Source organism: Nocardiopsis protaetiae, from assembly GCF_045446735.1.
In the GTDB taxonomy this organism is placed as follows: domain Bacteria; phylum Actinomycetota; class Actinomycetes; order Streptosporangiales; family Streptosporangiaceae; genus Nocardiopsis; species Nocardiopsis protaetiae.
The window spans coordinates 1-16,383 of record NZ_JBJJBV010000100.1 but is presented as its reverse complement, the minus strand read 5'-3'; the positions used below and the strand labels follow the sequence as shown (position 1 = coordinate 16,383).

The window sequence follows — 16,383 nt, the reverse complement described above, 5'->3', positions numbered from 1 at the left end:
ACGCACCCCCTCCGACGTGCCCCGCACGCGCCCGTGACCTCCCCGGGAACCAGGAAAGCGAGTACAGCGGAACGTGGCCGAAAAGCACCGCGACTACCTCCGGTGGGACCTCCTCGACCGGGAGATCGACCCCATCCCGTGGGAGCCGGCCGATGCCCGGTCGCTCAAGGCCTTCTACGAGCGGCTCGCCGACGCCGCCGAGACGGCCGGCCGCGAGGTCCGCAGGCTCGACCGCGGAGCCCTCGGCGAGGGCAAGACCGTCGAGGCGCTCCAGGAGCTCGTGGAGGAACTGCCCAAGTACCTCGACAAGGCGCACGACGCCTACGAGGCCGGGTACAAGGCCCTGGAGACCTGGGCCGATGCCCTGGAGACCGCGCGCACCCGCAGCGCCTCCGTCGTCCGCCTCGCCGCCGAGATCCACGCCGGGCTGGAGGACAAGGACGAGTGGGCCAAGGGCGACGACCCCGTCCGCGACACCCACATCGCCCGCCTGGACGTCATCCTCACCGAGATGGACCGGGTCGCCGACGACACCAAGAAGGCGCTGGAGGACGCCAAGCAGGGCAGCCCCCGCAAGCTCTGGGGCTGGCTCGACAAGATCGTCACCTGGATCGAGGACAACCCCCTCATCTACGCGGTGATCATGGTCGTCGCCGGTCTGGCCGCCATCTTCATCCCCGGCCTGGGCATCGCCCTGGCGATCGCGGCGCTGTCCCTGGCCACCGCGAAGCTCGTCCGGGAGGACAAGTTCGGGTTCAACCTGGAGACCATCGCCACCCTCGGCATCGAGGCCCTGTCCCTGGTCCCCGGCGGCGCCCTGTTGCGCGGGGCCTCCAACCTGGGGCGGATCGCCCGACCGGTCGGGGGGCTGATGGCCCGAGGCGTGCGCACTTCCGCCGTAGGAACGCGCATGTTGTCCGGCGTGCAGCGGGTCGGCAGCCGGGTGGGGCGCGCGCGGGGGAGCTACCAGACTCTGCGCAGCAGCCGGACCTCGGTGAACATCGCCCACTCCGTGGTCCGGGACACCGCCTCGGGTATGGCGGCCTCGGTCGTGACCCAGATGGCCGCCGACCCCGAGAACTGGAACCGCTACCTCAAGGCCGATGTCCTCGCCCACGAGGCCCTGGGCGCGTTCGCCACCAACGCCCTCGGTTCGGGTGTCGGCGCAGCCCGGGAGAACCACGGCCTGGGCCTGCTGGGCGGCGGCCCGGGCGGGACCGGTACCTACGGTGGCGGTACCGACCCCGACGGCACCCCCGTCACCACTCTCGACCACACCTCGCCGTCCGGCGACGACGTCAACATCCAGATCCGCCCGGACGAGGTGAACGTCGGCGACACCTCCGTCCGGTCCTCCGGCGACGGCTTCCAGGTGAGCGGCTCGGACGGCGCCTCGGTCTCCGCGTCGCGCGGCGGCGACGGCTCGCTCGGCCTCACCGGGCCCGGCGGCACCCCCGGCCCCTCCTTCGGCGGCGACGGGATCACCGTCCCCACCGGGAACGGCGACATCACCGTCTCCCACACCGGCGGGACGCCCACCATCTCCACCCCGGACGGCCTCTCCGTCCAGGGTTCCTCCGGCGGCGGCGAACCCGTGCAGATCACCCAGCGCGGCCCCGTCGACCTCCGGTTCGGCGACGACGGGCCGACCGTCTCCCGTCCCCAGCCCGACGGCGGCGGCACCACCCCGCCCACCCGGGTCGAGGACCCGGCGGGCGGCACCCGCACCGACATCGGCGACGGCGGGTACCGGGTCTCCACGGACGGCGGCTCCACCCAGAGCTACGACCGGGGCTCGGACAGCGCCTCGATCCGCAGCGGCGACGTGCGTGTCGACGCCGGACCCGACTCCGTGCGCGTCGTGGACGAGACCCGGGGCGTCGACATCGCCCAGCGCACCGACGGTTCCGCCGACGGCCGGGGCGCGGGCTCGGCGGCCGTGGTGCGCGGCGACGGCAGTGTCGAGATCCGGACCGGCAACGACACCTCCGCCCCCCGGGCCGTCCAGGACGCCGACGGCCACGTCCGGATCGACGGCGCCGACGGTATCCGCGGCAGCGACGCCTGGCCGGGCCAGGTCCGCACCGGGGACGGAACCGGCGTGGTCATCTCCCGGCCCGGGGAACCGAGCCACTTCCAGGTCTGGCACGCGGACGGCACCCGCCGCTCCTACGACGCGGACGGCAACGCCGTCCCCGCCAACGCCCACCCGGCGCTGCCGACCAACACCCACGGAGAGCCCGTCATCGTCACGGGGGACGGCACCCGCGTCGAGATCACCCGCGGACCGGACGCCTCGCCCGCCGTGCGCATGGACACCCCCGACCGGTGGTCGGTGACGACCTCGCAGGCGGGCGGCGTCCACCTGATGGCACCCTCCGACGGCACCGGGGACCGCCTCCAGGTCACCCGGCGGCCGGACGGCACCACCGAGCTGGGCACCGACACGCACCGGGTCGGTGGCGGCGGCTCCGACGGGATGACCGCCCGCGGGCCGGGCGGCGTGCGCGCGGGCAGTGACCGGGACGGCTCCCACGTCGGCGACGGCACCATCCGCACCGACGTGCGGCGCGGTGACTCCCCCGGTATGGGCCGGGCCGAGACCACCCGCGCGGACGCCCCGGACCGTCCCGTCGCCTCCCAGGGGGACGGCGAGGGCCGGGTCACCACCTCCGACGGCACCACCGTCCGCACCCGCTCCGACGAGGTCACCACCGACGTGCCCGCCGACGGCGGCCCCCGCACCATCCGCAGCGGCGATCGCACCATCGACGCCGGACCCGACGGGGTCGGCCTGCGCGGCCCCTCCCCGGACTCACCGGGGAGGGTGCCGCTGCGCATGGGCGAGACCGCGGGTGACGCCGGACGGGTCCCGCCCGGATGGCGGGTCTCCGCGGACGGCAACGGCGGCATGACCGGCAGCACCCACCCGAACCACCGGATCGAGGTGGACGGCAACGGCCGGGTCGGCTTCCAGAACGGGGACCTGAGCGGCACCCGCAGCAATTCGGGTCGCACCTCCGTCACCGACGCCGACGGGGTCACCGTCCAGGACGCCCGCGGCGGGGTCCGTGTGGACACCGGGGACGGCCACCCCGACCTGCGGATCACCCCCGACCACGTCCAGGTCGTCAACCCCGACGGGCAGCAGCAGCGGATCGACCCGACCGTCCCGGGCGGGCGCAGCGAGGGGCCGTCCCTCGCCGACCGCTTCCGTACCCTGGTGAGCCGTGACTCCGAAACGACGCTCGGCGACCGGGTCCGCGCCGTCGTGGAGCCGGAGCGGCTGCGCCCCTCCGTGGATATGGACCGCCTGCGCGCCGGCGGTCAGGAGGTCTCCTGGCTGATGGTCAAGAACGTCCTCAACCTGTCCTTCGGGTTCGCGGTGGACAGTGCCCGGGACGACCTCCAGGAACTGCTCGCCGGCCTGGGTGTCGAGGCCGACTGGCTGACCGAGCACATGACGACCACCGACGACCCCAAGTACTGGGTCCAGAACGCCATGCAGCTCGCCAGCGTCGTCCCCAGGGGCGTGCGCGAGGGCTACCATGCCGACGGCATGCCGGACGGATTCGGGTCGGGGTTCGCCCTGGAGGCGGCCCACCAGGCCACCCGCAACCGGCTTAGGGACGGCGCCCTCGAAGACAACGAGGACTACGAGGAGTGGTCGCGGATCCGGGAGATCGAGGGACAGCTGGAAACGCTGGACACGATGTTCTCCACCGACATGGTGGACGAGTTCATGCGTGAGCACCCGAACCCGACGGAGGCCGAGCGAGAGCGCATCGCCCGGTTCGTGGACGAGGCGGCCGCCGAGCAGAGGCGGTTGCAACAGGAGCTGGCCGAACTGAAGGCCGGGGACGGGCAGTGACCGGTGCCCGCACCGCGGGCCGCGGAACATGAGGGAGAAGAGGACGCCATGGCGAAAGTGGTCAAGGTCGACACCGACGCGCTGGAGGACATGCAGCGCGCCCTGCGGCGCATCTGCAACGACTTCGGAGGCGAGGACGTCAAGAGCCCCGAGGACCGGGCGGAGGGCATCGGCCCCCGTCGGCTGGCCGACGCCGCCAAGGACTTCGGCAAGGACTGCAAGAAGAACTACGAGCGCCAGGCCGAGGACCTGGGCGCCCTGCTCAACGCCCTGAACCCGGTCATCACCACGTTCTACGAGATGGACGAGGAGCTCGGCAAGAGCCTCAAGGGCGACGGCAAGGACGCCCCGCCGCCGCCTCCCCACCACCGCAACCAGCTCGCCTACTAGCGGTCCCGGCGGGCCGTCCCCGCCACCGATCACCACCAGGAGCAGCCGTGCCGTACGTCTTCGAGGAGGACGAGGCCGAGGTCGACATCGGGTTCGACATCGCCGTGCCCGAGGGCTGGACGCAGTACGACCTGACCGGCGACACCGTCGCCCGCATGCGCGAGCAGGCCGTGGCGCTGTACGGCAACCGGCCCGAGGAGCTCAACGCCCTCAACGACCTGCTCGCCGACATCGCCCGGGTCACCAAGGACGCGACCTCCGGCGGGCTGATCGCCGCCGCCGGGACCTTCGAGGAGTACGACGACGGGTTCTTCATGGCCACCGTCTGCGTCTTCTCGTTCCCCGCCGGGCACGGCGACCAGACCATCGACCCCATCAAGGTCATCGAGTACGTCTACCCCGACACCGCCACCGCCCGCGAGGGCGCCTGGCTGAAGAAGACCTCGGTGGACCTGCCCGAGTCGGGGTCACCGCTGTGCGGGCGCATCTACGGCGTCACCGACTACGAGATGGACGACGCACTGATCCGCTCCGTGGTCATGCACACGTCCTACACCCTCCCCGGGCTGGACCGGCGCATCATGGTCAGCTGCTCCAGCCCCAACGTCCTCCAGCTGGAGGAGGTCATGGACCTCTTCGACGCCATCAGCGGCACCGCCCGCTTCTGGTTCGAGGAAGAGGCGAAGGCCGAGCCCGACGACCCGCAGGCAAGCGACCGGCAGACAAGTCGGCAGACAGGAAAGTAGAGGACCCATGCCCGTCTACAACGTCGACAGCGACAAGACCGAGGAGACCTCCGGCTCCCTCATCAAGGAGTTCGAGGCGTTCACCGAGCGCCTGGAGGCCATCAAGCAGAAGGTCGACGGCCTCATCTCCGACGGCTACAGCACCCCCGCCGCCGAGAAGCACTTCCGGCCGTTCTTCGAGGAGTTCAACACCGGCTTCGAGGGTGTGAACAAGGGCCTGGAGGGCGTCGCCAAGTACATCAAGCAGGTCGGCACCACGTTCAGCGAGACCGACGACAAGCTCGGCGAGGGCCTCAAGGGCTAGTCCCCGGCCCTGCCCCCGGCCCCGCCACGCATCCCCCGTTCTCCCGTCTCCCCAAGAAGCGGAAGCAGTCCCACCGTGCGCCTCCTCCTCACCGTGACCCCGGCCACCGGTCCCGCAGCGGACGGCTCCGGTCCCGTCGCGACGTCGCCCCTGCGCCTGGACGTCCTGGTCGACGCCGACCCCGGCGCGACCGTGCGCCGGCTCGCCGAGACCGTCGACCCGATGGTGCGCACCCTGCCCCGCACCCCCGGCCGGGACGTCCCCCTCTACCTGGGCGACCGCCCCATCGACCCGGACCTGTCCCTGTCCGAGGCCGGGCTGCTCGACGGCTCCGTCGTGGGCGTCGGCGGACCGGCCCCGGTCACCGCCGAACCCCCCGGCACGGTCGAGGTCCGGGTCGTCTCCGGCCCCGACGCGGGCCGCATCGTCCGCCTGGACCCCGGCGACTACGTCGTCGGCGACGACGAGGCCGCGGTGCTGTCCGTGAACGCCGACGGCCACTGGGCGCGCGTCCGCGTCACCCCCGACGGCTCCGTCTCCTTCCTGGACGCCAGCGGCGGCGACGGCTGCACCCTGGAGGGCGAGCCCGTCGCCGAGGGCGACACCTGGCCGCAGGGAGAACAGCTCACCCTGGGCGGCACCCTCTTCGAGGCCTGGCCCAACCACCGCCCCGACGCCGCGGTCGTCCCCGCCGAGGACGGCACCGGCCTGGACTACAACCGGCCGCCCCGCCTGCACCCGGCGCCCTCCAAGACCTCGTTCAAGCTGCCCTCGCCGCCCGAGCCGCCGGACCGGCCGATCGTGCAGCTCATCATGATGATCCTGCTGCCCATCACCATGGCGGTCGGCAGCGCGCTCATCATGGGCCGCCCCCAGTACCTGCTCATCGGCCTGCTCGCCCCGGTCTCGGTGCTGTTCACCCAGATGCTCCAGCGGCGCACCACCAAGGCCCGCTACGACAAGCAGCTCACCGAGTACGAGGAGAAGAAGGAGCGGATCACCAAGGACGCCCGCGACGCCCTCCTCGTCGAACAGCGCCGCCTGCGCGACACCTGCCCCGACCCGGCCGCCGTCCTGCTGCTGGCCACCGGCCCCCGCGCCCGCCTGTGGGAGCGCCGCCAGACCGACGAGGACTTCACCCTCCTGCGCGTGGGCACCGGCAGCCTCCCCTCCAAGGTGGTCCTCAGCGACCCCACCAAGGACGACCACCGCCGCGACATCACCTGGGACATGACCGACGTGCCCGTCGGCGTCTCCGTCAAGGACAACGGCGTGGTCGGCGTCGCCGGGCGCGGCGAGGGCGGCCAGGCCCTCGAACGCTGGCTGGTCGCCCAGCTCGCCGCCCTGCACAGCCCCGCCGAGCTCCAGATCCACCTGCTGTCCATGGAGGGCGACCACGACCGCTGGAAGTGGACCCGCCACGTGCCCCACGTGCGCGGCGAGCACCCGCACCTGTCCCTGAACCGGGTCGGCATCGACGCCACCACCTGCGCCCGCCGCATCTCCGAGCTGCTGATGCTGCTGGAGGCCCGCAAGCAGGCCAGGCGCGACCTCGCCGACCAGCCCGCCGTCGTCATCGTGCTGGACGGCGCCCGCCGCATCCGCTCCCTGCCCGGCGTGGTGCAGCTGCTCCGCGAGGGCCCCGAGGTCGGCATCTACACCCTGTGCCTGGACGCCGAGGAGCGCCTGCTGCCCGAGGAGTGCCAGGCCGTCGTCACCATCACCCCGCACGGGATGCGGCTGCGCCGCACCTCCTTCGACAACGTCGAGGACGTCCGCCCCGACGTGCCCTCCGCCGCCTGGGCCGAACGCCTGGGCCGCGCCCTGGCGCCCCTGCGCGACAGCAGCGTGGGCGAGGCCGGCGGCTCCCTGCCGCGCGCCGCCCGCCTCCTGGAGGTCATCGGGCTCGAACCCCCCAGCGGGGAGACCATCTCCGCCCACTGGGCGGGCGGCGGCCGCAGCACCGTCGCCACCCTCGGCGTGGGCCTGGACGGCGCGTTCTCGGTGGACATCCGCCGCGACGGCCCGCACGCCCTCATCGCGGGCACCACCGGCTCCGGCAAGTCCGAACTCCTCCAGACCCTGGTGGCCTCGCTGGCCGCCGTCAACCGGCCCGAGTCGATGTCGTTCGTGCTCGTCGACTACAAGGGCGGCAGCGCGTTCAAGGACTGCGTGGACCTGCCGCACACCGTCGGCATGGTCACCGACCTGGACACCCACCTCGTCGGCCGCGCCCTGGTCTCCCTGGGCGCCGAACTGCACCGCCGCGAGCACATCCTCGCCAAGGCCGGGGCCAAGGACATCGAGGACTACCTCGAACTCCTGGACCGCGACCCGCGCATGCCGCAGATGCCGCGCCTGATGCTGGTCATCGACGAGTTCGCGTCCATGGCCCGCGAACTCCCCGACTTCGTCAAGGGCCTGGTGAACATCGCCCAGCGCGGCCGCTCCCTGGGCATCCACCTGGTGCTGGCCACCCAGCGCCCCGGCGGCGTGGTCACCAACGACATCCGCGCCAACACCAACCTGCGCATCGCCCTGCGGATGACCGACGAGAGCGAGAGCCGTGACGTCATCGACGCCCCCGACTCCGCGCACATCGGCATCGACACCCCCGGCCGCGCCCACGCCCGGCTCGGCCACGCCTCCCTGCTGCCGTTCCAGTCCGGCCGGGTGGGCGGGCGCCGGGTCGTGGCCTCCACCGACGCCGCCGACCCCGAGGTGCACCCCGTCAAGTGGTCCGACCTGGCCCAGCCCGCCCCGGTCTCCCGGCGCGGCGGCCAGGAGCAGACCGGCGACGTGGAGGTCACCGACCTCACCGTGCTGGTCGCCGCCGTCAAGGAGGCCGCCCAGCGGGTGGGCGCGCAGCGCCAGCCCAGCCCCTGGCTGCCCGCCCTGCCCACCGGCCTCACCCTCAACGAACTGCTCGGCGGCCGTCCCCCCGTCGCCGAACCCGGGGTGATGCGGGCGGCGCCCATCGGCCTGGTGGACGTGCCCGCCCGCCAGCGCCAGCACCCCTACACGTTCGACCCCGCCCGCACCGGGCACCTCCACGTCATGGGCTCCGGCCGCAGCGGCCGCTCCCAGGCGCTGCGCACCGTCGCCGCCTCCCTCGCCCTGGCCCACCACCCCGGCGACCTGCACATGTACGGGCTCGACTGCGGCAACGGCGCCCTGCTGCCGCTGGAGCGGTTCCCGCACTGCGGGGCCGTCGCCCAGCGCAACCAGGGGGAGCGGGTGGTGCGCCTGCTCGCGCAGCTGGAGGAGGAGCTGGACCGGCGCCAGAAGCTGCTGGCCGCCAACGGCTGCGCCGACCTGGAGGAACTGCGCGCCAAGCTCCCGGCAGGGCAGGCCCCCGCCCACCTGGTGCTGTTCATCGACCGCATCGACGTGTTCGAGCAGACCTTCGGCGAGTACAACTACGGCGCCCTGGTCGAGGGCGTCACCACCCTCATGCGCGACGGCGCCGGGGTCGGCATGCACGTGGTCGCCAGCGGCGACCGGGTCCTCACCCGCACCAAGTACTCCTCCACCACCGAGGAACTGCTGGTCCTGCGCTGCAACGACCCCGGCGACTACAGCACCGCTGGGCTCAACGCCCGCTCCCTGCCCGAGGAAATCCCCGACGGCCGGGCCTTCCGCGCCGGGGACGCCCTGGAGGTGCAGATCGCCCTGCTCAACCGCAACCCGCAGGGCGGGGCGCAGGCCGAGGAGCTGGGCCGCATCGCCGACTTCGTGCGGCGGCGCGCCGAGCAGGCCCCGGCCGCCGGGCCGCGACCGTTCCGCGTGGACGTGCTGCCCGACACCCTCACCTACGACGACATGGCCCGCTACCGGCGCACCGCCGCCAAACCGCTGGAGGTGCTGGTGGGCGTGGGCGGCAACGAGCTGTCGGCGGTCACCGCCGACCTGGCGAGCGTGCCCACGTTCCTCATCGCCGGGCCGCCGCGCTCGGGCCGCTCCAGCATGCTGGCCATGATGGCGCGCTCCCTGCTGGAGGCCGGGACCGAACTGCTGCTGGTCACCCCGCGCGGCTCCCGGCTCACCGACCTGCGCGCCCACCCCGGGGTGCGGGCGGTCATCGACGCCGCCGAGCCGCGGCTGTCGCAGCTGCACGAGGCGCTCGGGAAGTTCGAGGGGGAGACCGCGGCGATCCTCATCGACGACGCCGAACTGCTGCTCCAGAGCGACCTCGGCAAGGAGTTCACCCGCATCGCCCGCGGCATGGTCGGCCCCGGCTGGGGCATCGTCGCCGCGGGCACCAACGACGCCCTCCAGGGCGGGTTCAACGGGTGGCACGTGCACCTCAAGCGCAACCGCATCGGCGCGCTGCTGTCCCCGCAGGCCCAGTCCGACGCCGAGGTGCTCGGGCTGCGGCTGCCCAAGGGGGTGGCCGGGCCGCGCATCGTGCCCGGTATCGCCCACCTCCACCTGGGGGACGGCCAGGTCCGGCAGGTGCGCGTGCCGCTGCCGTGACCGGGTGTGGCCGCCCTGCGCCCGCCCCGGCGGTAGGGGCGGGCGGCCGGTGACCGTTAGGATCCGAACATCCCCATTTGCGCACTCCCTCCTCCCCTGCCCCGCGGGAGGGCCGCCCTCCCGCCCTTCCCAGAGACGAGACCTGTGAGTCGACGGCCGTGAGCACCCAACCGAACGCAGTCACCCTGCCCGCAACCGCGACCGACCTGACCTCCACCGACCCCGCCCGGATCGGCCCCTACCGGCCGCTCAAGCGGCTGGGCGCCGGCGGCATGGGGGTCGTCTACGCGGCCCACGACGCCGCCGGTGAGCTGGTCGCGGTCAAGCTCATCCACCCCGAGTACTCCGCCGACGCCGAGTTCCGCGCCCGGTTCGCCCGCGAGGTCGAACTGCTGCGCCGGGTCGGCGGCGCCTGCGCCGTCCCGCTGCTGGCCGCCGACACCGAGGCCGAACGGCCCTGGCTGGTCACCCCGCTGGTGCGGGGCATGACCCTGAGCGCCTACATGCGCAAGCACGGCCCCCTGCCGCAACGGCTGCTCATGGGCCTGGCCGCGGGCGTGGCCGAGGCCCTGGTGCAGATCCACGCCGTGGGCATCGCCCACCGCGACCTCAAGCCCGCCAACATCGTGCTGTCCCCGGAGGGGCCGCGCGTGCTGGACTTCGGCGTCGCCCGCGCCATCGACCAGACGGCGCTCACCCGCACCGGGTCCGTCATGGGCTCGCCCGGGTGGATCAGCCCGGACCACTACCGGGGGCGGCCCGCCAGCACCGCCGACGACATCTTCGCCTGGGGCGCCCTGGTGGCCTACGCGGCCACCGGGCGGCCGCCCTTCGGCACCGGCGACCCGGCGGCCGTGGCGCACCGGGTCATCAGCGGCGAGCCCGACATGGACGGGTTCACCGGGCCGCTGGCCGACCTGGCCCGCCGCGCCCTGGCCAAGGAGGCCGAACAGCGGCCCGACGCCATGCAGCTGGTGGACGGCGTGATCGCCGTCAACGCGCCGGGGCGGGCGTACGCGCCCATGCAGTCGCCGGAGATGGCGGGCGGCGCCATGGCGGCCGTGGTGGACGACAGCTGGCGGGACGTGCAGGCCGCGCCGGAGCGCGCGTTCGAGGTCGCCCCGCCCAAGGGGGAGGGGCGCGCCAGGCGCGTGCTCACCCTGGTCGGCGCGGGGGTCGGTGCGCTGGTGCTGCTCGCGGGGGTCGCCTTCGGCGGGGTCGCCGTGGCGCGCAACTGGGACGCGCTGCCGGTCGCGGCCTGGTTCTCCACCGACGATGGCGGCGACGGGGACGGTGCCGCCGAGGAGGAGGCCGGAACGGGCGACGACCGCCGACCGGGACCGGTGGGCGTGGAGCCGCAGGCGAGCGAATCGCCCTCGGAGGACCCGTCCGACGACCCGTCCGAGGAGGACGGCGAGGAGGACGCGGAAGAGGCCTCTGAGGACGACGACACCGACGGTGGCGGCGGGGGTGAGGGCGGTGGCACGACCGCCACGTCCTCCGGGCTGGTCGGCGCGGGCGTGAGCGCCTCGGGGGCGCGGCCCTCGGGCGACCACGTCATCGCGTTCAAGCCCGACGGCGGCGCGGGCGTGTACGCCAAGCTCGACGGCGCCACGGTGGTGTGCGCCTGGAGCTTCTGCCAGAGCCAGGGCGGTGCCGTGGGCAACGGCAGCGCGGGGTCGGTGTCCTCCAGCCCGTCCGCGCTCACGGGGTACGCGAACCAGGGCAGTCGGACCGTGAAGGCCGAGGTCACCTACACGACGGCGGCCGACGGCACCGTCACCATCACCAGGCTGGTCGAGCAGCACCGCACCAGCGGCACCGGGACCCCGCCGTGGTGACGGCGCGGGCGAACGAGCGCGAGCGAGGAACGATGAAGAAGATCACCGGCCGCGTCGCGGCCGCGCTGGGGCTGGCCCTGGTCGTCACCATCGCCAACCCGGCCCCTGTTGGCGCTGTCGCCTACGGCGGCCAGTGCGGCGGGGGGTACGGCAAGGTCAACGAGGCGGCGATCCCTGGGGGGACGGTGTTCTTGACCTACAACAACTCCAACGGCAAGAACTGTGTGGTGGTCGTTCGCTCCAACCCGGGGGCGCGCATCTCGATGGACGCGGCCTTGAAGCAGAGCGGTGGGACCTCCTGGCAGACCGATCCGGGGGACTGGACCGAGTACGCGGGGCCGGTGTACCTGTCGGCGGCGGGGCAGTGCGTGGACTGGGGCGGCAAGATCGGCAACGACTGGGTCATCCGGAACGGCACCAACTGCGGCTGATATTCGAGGAGGGCTCCCCGGCGTGCGGCGGCCGGGGAGCCCTTCCGTGTCCTAGAGCGTGAAGGTGGCCCAGGTGTGGGTTCCCAGGTCACCGAAGGGGCAGAGGGGGGAGTATCCCCAGGCTGTGGACAACTTTTCGACGAGGAGGAGTCCGCGCTGTCCCTCGGCCTGGTCCCACTCCTCCGAAGTCCGCGCCTTGGGGATCTCCGGAACGCTGCCGCCCAGCCCGTCGTCGGTGAACCCCAAGGTCACGGCCTTGCCGTCCGCCGACCACAGCGTCCGCACCACCCGGCCGTCGCTCTGCCCCGACGCCGTGTACTTGACACAGTTCGCGAACAGCTCGCTCCCGCACAGGATCAGTGTGTCCGCCAGGTCCTCACCGAATCCGGCGAGGTCGGCCCGCAGCTCCCTACGGACCCGGGAGAGCAGTGCCAGCTCACCGGAGTAGACACGGTGTTCCCACAGGCGTGCCGGGGTCATGCGCCCGCCCCCGTGGCCTGCTTGCGTTCCTGTTGGGCGATCCACTGCCGGGTGACCTGTGCCAGGTCCTCGAACGTGACCGGTGACGCGAGCAGATCACCTTCGGGAACGCGGGGCTTGGGGATCCTTGGGGTGGCCCACTGTTCCAGGCGGGCGGTGGCGGCGGCCTGGATGCGGGCCTGTTCGTGCGCGGTGTAGTAGGGCCGAACGAGTGGGATGTCGTCGGCCGGGAACGTCTCGCGCGGCTCGGCCAGACGGGGAACGGCCGGGGGAAGCGGCCTGGTGGCGGGCTTGGGGTCGGCGTAGCGGCGCACGCGGGTGGAGCGGCGGCGGGCGTGGCGGCCGCGGGGAGAGGAGAACAGCGCTCGCAGGAGCCCGAGGGCAGCCCTGAAGAGCGCGGCACTAAACTGGCTCACGCTGGCAATCCTTGTGTCTAAGGGTCTGAATTGCTGGCCACGACCCCGGGCGCTCTCTAAGCGTCGCGGGGTCACGAGTTTTTCAGTTGTGGGGCCAGAATAGGGCACGGCGGGGGCTGTGCGCACATTTTTCGGACGGATTTCCGGAAGAGGTGTATGCTTACCCGTATCCCCAGGTCACGCCGCTGTCTCGGCTTTTCCGTGAACCCTTTTTCTTGGCATAAGAACCATAAGTCCGATTCGCCGGTTCTCATGTAATAAATGGAAGATTCGGAGTCGATCCGGAACTTTCGGGCGGGTCGTGAGGTCTCACGGGCATGCACTCGACTTCCCCCAAGCCCATGGGCTGCGTCGGCCGGGTCTTCGTCTGGACGATGATCCCGCTGCTCATGCTGTTCACCGCCGCCATCGGACTGTCCCTGGTCGCCGAGGGTTTCGGCGCCCGCGACACACTGGCCGCCGGCCCGGCGGGCACGTTCACTCCGCTGGAACAGAAGTGCGGGCACAGGAGCGGGTGTGCCCTGAGAGGGACGTTCGTCAGTGACGACGGCGCGGTCACCGCTCAGGGGGTGGACCTGAGGGACGCGGTGGAGATCGGCAGGGGAGATCCCCTCCCGGGGCCCATCGCGGGGGTACGCCTGGACACCGACGCGAGTCGGCCGACCGCCTACACGGCTGACTACTCCTGGGCGGGGGCCGTGGTGAAGGGTGCGGCGTTCGCCGTCATGGGAGTGGTGCTCGCGACCGGCCTGGCGGTCGGAACGGTGATCCACCAATCCAGGGCCCGCGCTGCGGTCGACCGAGGCCAGCACCCGACCCGGTGAAGCAGACGGTCAAGGCCCCGGAATCCTTTCCCGGGGCCCTGCGTAGGTATGGCTACTTCGCGGCCGCCAAGGTCGCGGCCCACTCGGAGGGGCAGAAGGAGAGGTGCCCGGCCTCCCGGTTCTTCGTGTCCCGGACGTCCGTGCCGGAAGCCCTTTCCCGCACCTCCACACAGTTCGGAGAATCACCGCTGTAACTCGACTTGTGCCAGTCAGCCGGGTAGGCCATCGCCGCTCCAAAGTGAGGGTTCATCGGACCGCTTGCAGCATCCCCGCCAAGGCCGACCCTCATGCATGACGAAGGCCCCGGGATCGTTTCCCGGGGCCTCGCACTGATGTGGCTACTTCTCGATGGCCAGGGCCGCGACCCACTCGGAAGAGGAGAAGGAGAGGTGCCCCGCCTCGCGGTTCTTCGTGTCCCGCAAGTCCACCGTTCCGGGCTGCCGACGGCACTCAACACAGTCGCCGGTGTTCGGGGAGTAAGACGACTTGTACCAATCCGACGTCATGCGAGACCTTCCAGCACTGTTAGAGATTGTTCCGCGGGGAGCGCGGAGCGGAACGCGGTCGCCACCATCGACAGCAGTCGCCGGTGCGTCGATCGCTCTGCTAGCACGTTACCGGACGCGTAGTCGCAGCTGATCACCTGTTCCTCAGAGGGAAGGTGGAACACCTGGACCGGCGCACCCGGCACCAGAAGAGCTGACGGCGCCAGATGTACGGACACTCGCCCCGAATCGATCCAGCGAAGCAGGTGTGAGGCCTGATCCTTTCGCATCTCCACGGGGAGGGCTTCCAGCGCGAACAGCGGAAACGCCGCAGCCACAGAGAGTTTAGGGAGCTGTTCCAGCTTCTGGCAACGAAAGTCAACGAGACGGGTTATCTCCTCTTCCGTCCCCCAGGGACGGGCAGAGCGGAACAAGGACGATGCGTAAGCCCGCGACTGGAGATATCCCGGCACATGGGCAGGCGATACGACCTCCACCGCACGGGCCTCGGGCTCCACGGCGGAGAGGGAGCGCGACCACGGCGGGTAGACGATGCCGTCCTTCGCCTCCTGGTACCTGGCCAGCAGGGTGCCGTCGCATCCCAGGAGGCGGTCCAAGACCTCGGCGTTCTCTCGCTTGGGCAGCGAGCCCGAGTTTTCCCACCTATTCAGGGATGAAAGCGACAAATTAGCTGATCTCGCGAGCTGGGTCTGCGTCAATCCCGCCGCTTCCCGAGCAGCGGTCAAGGCCTCTGCGAATATGCCGGGGGTCATACAGGAAAGATACCGGCAGCGCTCCCGGGAGCACCTGGGATTCTCGGAATTCTCTATGAGAGCAAGCCGGGAGAGGCGACCCTGGACCCATGAGCGGAACCCACAGGCCCGTCACCGGGCATCCGGCCGCGGACGCCGAAACGGCGGTGCTGGCGCTGCACTCCGCCCTCCGTCGCCGAGGAGTGGCGGCTGCGGACGGCGACCTCCCCTTCTCCGTCCGCGCCGAGCACGCGGGGAGACGGCTCACGGTCCACCTACTGGACCACCAGTGGCGGCGGCCGATGCCGGGTCGGCCCGGCACCACCGTTCCGCTCGCCCGCCAAGGCGCCGAGGACCACCTCGCCCGCCAGCTCGTCTCCGAACTCCTGGGGCGGCTATGAGCACCAACGAATCGCTCACCTGGGTCGAATTCGCTCGCCTCACCCAGCCCCGCACACCCCAGATTCCCCGGCCCCGCCCGCCGGAACCGCCCCCGCTGCCCCGTCGCACCCGCACATTCGTACACCCCGAAAGGAAAGCCGCAATGCCCGCCCACCCCGACATCTCGACCACCCGCTGCGGCCGACCCACCACCCGGCCCCAGCGCGAGAAGTCCGACGAGCTCTTCGACCGGGTGTCCTCCCTCCTCCGCGACGCCGCCGACCCGGACACCGACCCGGCCGCCCTGGTCCGCGAGGCCGACCGCGCCTTCAACACCCTCCACAACCACCTCAGCCGCGGCGGCGCCCTGCCCCAACCCTGGCGCACCGCCCGCCACTGACCCGCCCACCCCGCGCCCGGTTCCGGCAACCGGGGTGGCGGTTGGGGACACGGTGGGTAAGGATGGTGGAAGGGTTTCCTCTACCCCAGACGAAGGGACGTGTACACCGAACCCGCTTCACCCCTGAAAACCTCGTGTTGCGTGCACGGTGTTTATGCTGGTCGGGGGCTCAAGAAGGAAAAAGTGTCCCGGGTCACGGACTGGAGTGCGCTCGGAAGAGTGGTCGCGTGCAGAGCGGGTATATCGTCGCAGGTCGCGACCCCTGAAAACGGGGAAGGGTTCCGCAGACCTATAAAGCCCGTAGGGCATGGAAACGCTAGCGCAAGAAGTGCAATCACTACCGCTACCGTATAGGCGGCTGCCGTTCCGCAGACCTATAAAGCCCGTAGGGCATGGAAACGAGACGAGGCCGGGGTCGTGCGGAGGTCGGGGACTTCCTCACGTTCCGCAGACCTATAAAGCCCGTAGGGCATGGAAACTCCACGAGGACCTCTCCATCGTAGGTCATCTCGAAGGTTCCGCAGGCCTATAAAGCCCGTAGGGAATGCCTGGGGCGCCCTCGCCAGGTGGCGAAGTTATCCACAGA

At 71.7% G+C, this 16,383-nt stretch carries 15 protein-coding genes; 10 read left to right on the top strand and 5 right to left on the bottom strand.

The window, feature by feature from the left end; all coding sequences use genetic code 11:
- Positions 1–73 precede the first annotated feature (73 nt).
- From ACJOT3_RS16645 to ACJOT3_RS16615, 7 genes are all read left to right on the top strand, one after another.
- Entirely contained in the window at positions 74–3,871 is a 3,798-nt protein-coding gene (locus ACJOT3_RS16645) for an RHS repeat domain-containing protein (protein ID WP_406973723.1), read from the top strand.
- 48 nt (positions 3,872–3,919) lie between these two features.
- Positions 3,920–4,261, top strand: coding sequence for a hypothetical protein (locus tag ACJOT3_RS16640; protein ID WP_406973721.1), 342 nt, complete (start codon positions 3,920–3,922; stop codon positions 4,259–4,261).
- A gap of 47 nt (positions 4,262–4,308) precedes the next feature.
- The gene (locus tag ACJOT3_RS16635) at positions 4,309–5,007 is read left to right on the top strand and encodes a hypothetical protein (RefSeq protein WP_406973719.1); all 699 of its coding nucleotides are present in this window, start codon (positions 4,309–4,311) and stop codon (positions 5,005–5,007) included.
- 7 nt (positions 5,008–5,014) lie between these two features.
- A complete protein-coding gene (locus ACJOT3_RS16630; RefSeq protein ID WP_406973717.1) occupies positions 5,015–5,311 on the top strand; it encodes a WXG100 family type VII secretion target in 297 nt (98 codons plus the stop codon).
- A gap of 75 nt (positions 5,312–5,386) precedes the next feature.
- Positions 5,387–9,787: an FtsK/SpoIIIE domain-containing protein gene (locus ACJOT3_RS16625; RefSeq protein WP_406973715.1), complete on the top strand. Its 4,401-nt coding sequence runs from the start codon at positions 5,387–5,389 to the stop codon at positions 9,785–9,787.
- A 158-nt stretch (positions 9,788–9,945) separates the two neighbouring features.
- Entirely contained in the window at positions 9,946–11,628 is a 1,683-nt protein-coding gene (locus tag ACJOT3_RS16620) for a serine/threonine-protein kinase (protein ID WP_406973713.1), read from the top strand.
- Between the two features lie 32 nt (positions 11,629–11,660).
- A complete protein-coding gene (locus tag ACJOT3_RS16615; RefSeq protein ID WP_406973711.1) occupies positions 11,661–12,059 on the top strand; it encodes a spore-associated protein A in 399 nt (132 codons plus the stop codon).
- A 51-nt stretch (positions 12,060–12,110) separates the two neighbouring features.
- On the opposite strand, the gene ACJOT3_RS16610 is transcribed toward ACJOT3_RS16615, so the two are convergent.
- Both ACJOT3_RS16610 and ACJOT3_RS16605 read right to left on the bottom strand, forming a co-directional pair.
- Positions 12,111–12,539, bottom strand: coding sequence for an ATP-binding protein (locus ACJOT3_RS16610; protein WP_406973709.1), 429 nt, complete (start codon positions 12,537–12,539; stop codon positions 12,111–12,113).
- Positions 12,536–12,955 (bottom strand): hypothetical protein, encoded by a 420-nt coding sequence (locus tag ACJOT3_RS16605; protein WP_406973707.1) that lies wholly within the window; start codon positions 12,953–12,955, stop codon positions 12,536–12,538. The genes ACJOT3_RS16610 and ACJOT3_RS16605 overlap by 4 nt, the downstream gene beginning before the upstream one ends.
- A 317-nt stretch (positions 12,956–13,272) precedes the next feature.
- On the opposite strand from ACJOT3_RS16605, the gene ACJOT3_RS16600 reads away from it, so the two are divergent.
- Positions 13,273–13,779: a hypothetical protein gene (locus tag ACJOT3_RS16600; RefSeq protein ID WP_406973705.1), complete on the top strand. Its 507-nt coding sequence runs from the start codon at positions 13,273–13,275 to the stop codon at positions 13,777–13,779.
- A gap of 52 nt (positions 13,780–13,831) precedes the next feature.
- Here the strand turns inward: ACJOT3_RS16600 and ACJOT3_RS16595 are convergent, their stop codons facing one another.
- The 3 genes from ACJOT3_RS16595 to ACJOT3_RS16585 form a co-directional block, all read right to left on the bottom strand.
- Positions 13,832–14,005: a DUF397 domain-containing protein gene (locus tag ACJOT3_RS16595; protein WP_406973704.1), complete on the bottom strand. Its 174-nt coding sequence runs from the start codon at positions 14,003–14,005 to the stop codon at positions 13,832–13,834.
- 112 nt (positions 14,006–14,117) lie between these two features.
- On the bottom strand, positions 14,118–14,285 hold the full coding sequence (locus ACJOT3_RS16590; RefSeq protein ID WP_406973702.1) for a DUF397 domain-containing protein: 168 nt from the start codon (positions 14,283–14,285) through the stop codon (positions 14,118–14,120).
- Positions 14,282–15,037: a helix-turn-helix domain-containing protein gene (locus tag ACJOT3_RS16585; protein ID WP_406973700.1), complete on the bottom strand. Its 756-nt coding sequence runs from the start codon at positions 15,035–15,037 to the stop codon at positions 14,282–14,284. The genes ACJOT3_RS16590 and ACJOT3_RS16585 overlap by 4 nt, the downstream gene beginning before the upstream one ends.
- Before the next feature lie 89 nt (positions 15,038–15,126).
- On the opposite strand from ACJOT3_RS16585, the gene ACJOT3_RS16580 reads away from it, so the two are divergent.
- On the top strand, positions 15,127–15,417 hold the full coding sequence (locus tag ACJOT3_RS16580) for a hypothetical protein (protein WP_406973698.1): 291 nt from the start codon (positions 15,127–15,129) through the stop codon (positions 15,415–15,417).
- Positions 15,418–15,560: 143 nt separating this feature from the next.
- Positions 15,561–15,797, top strand: a complete 237-nt coding sequence (locus ACJOT3_RS16575; protein ID WP_406973696.1) for a hypothetical protein — start codon at positions 15,561–15,563, stop codon at positions 15,795–15,797.
- Positions 15,798–16,383 lie beyond the last annotated feature (586 nt).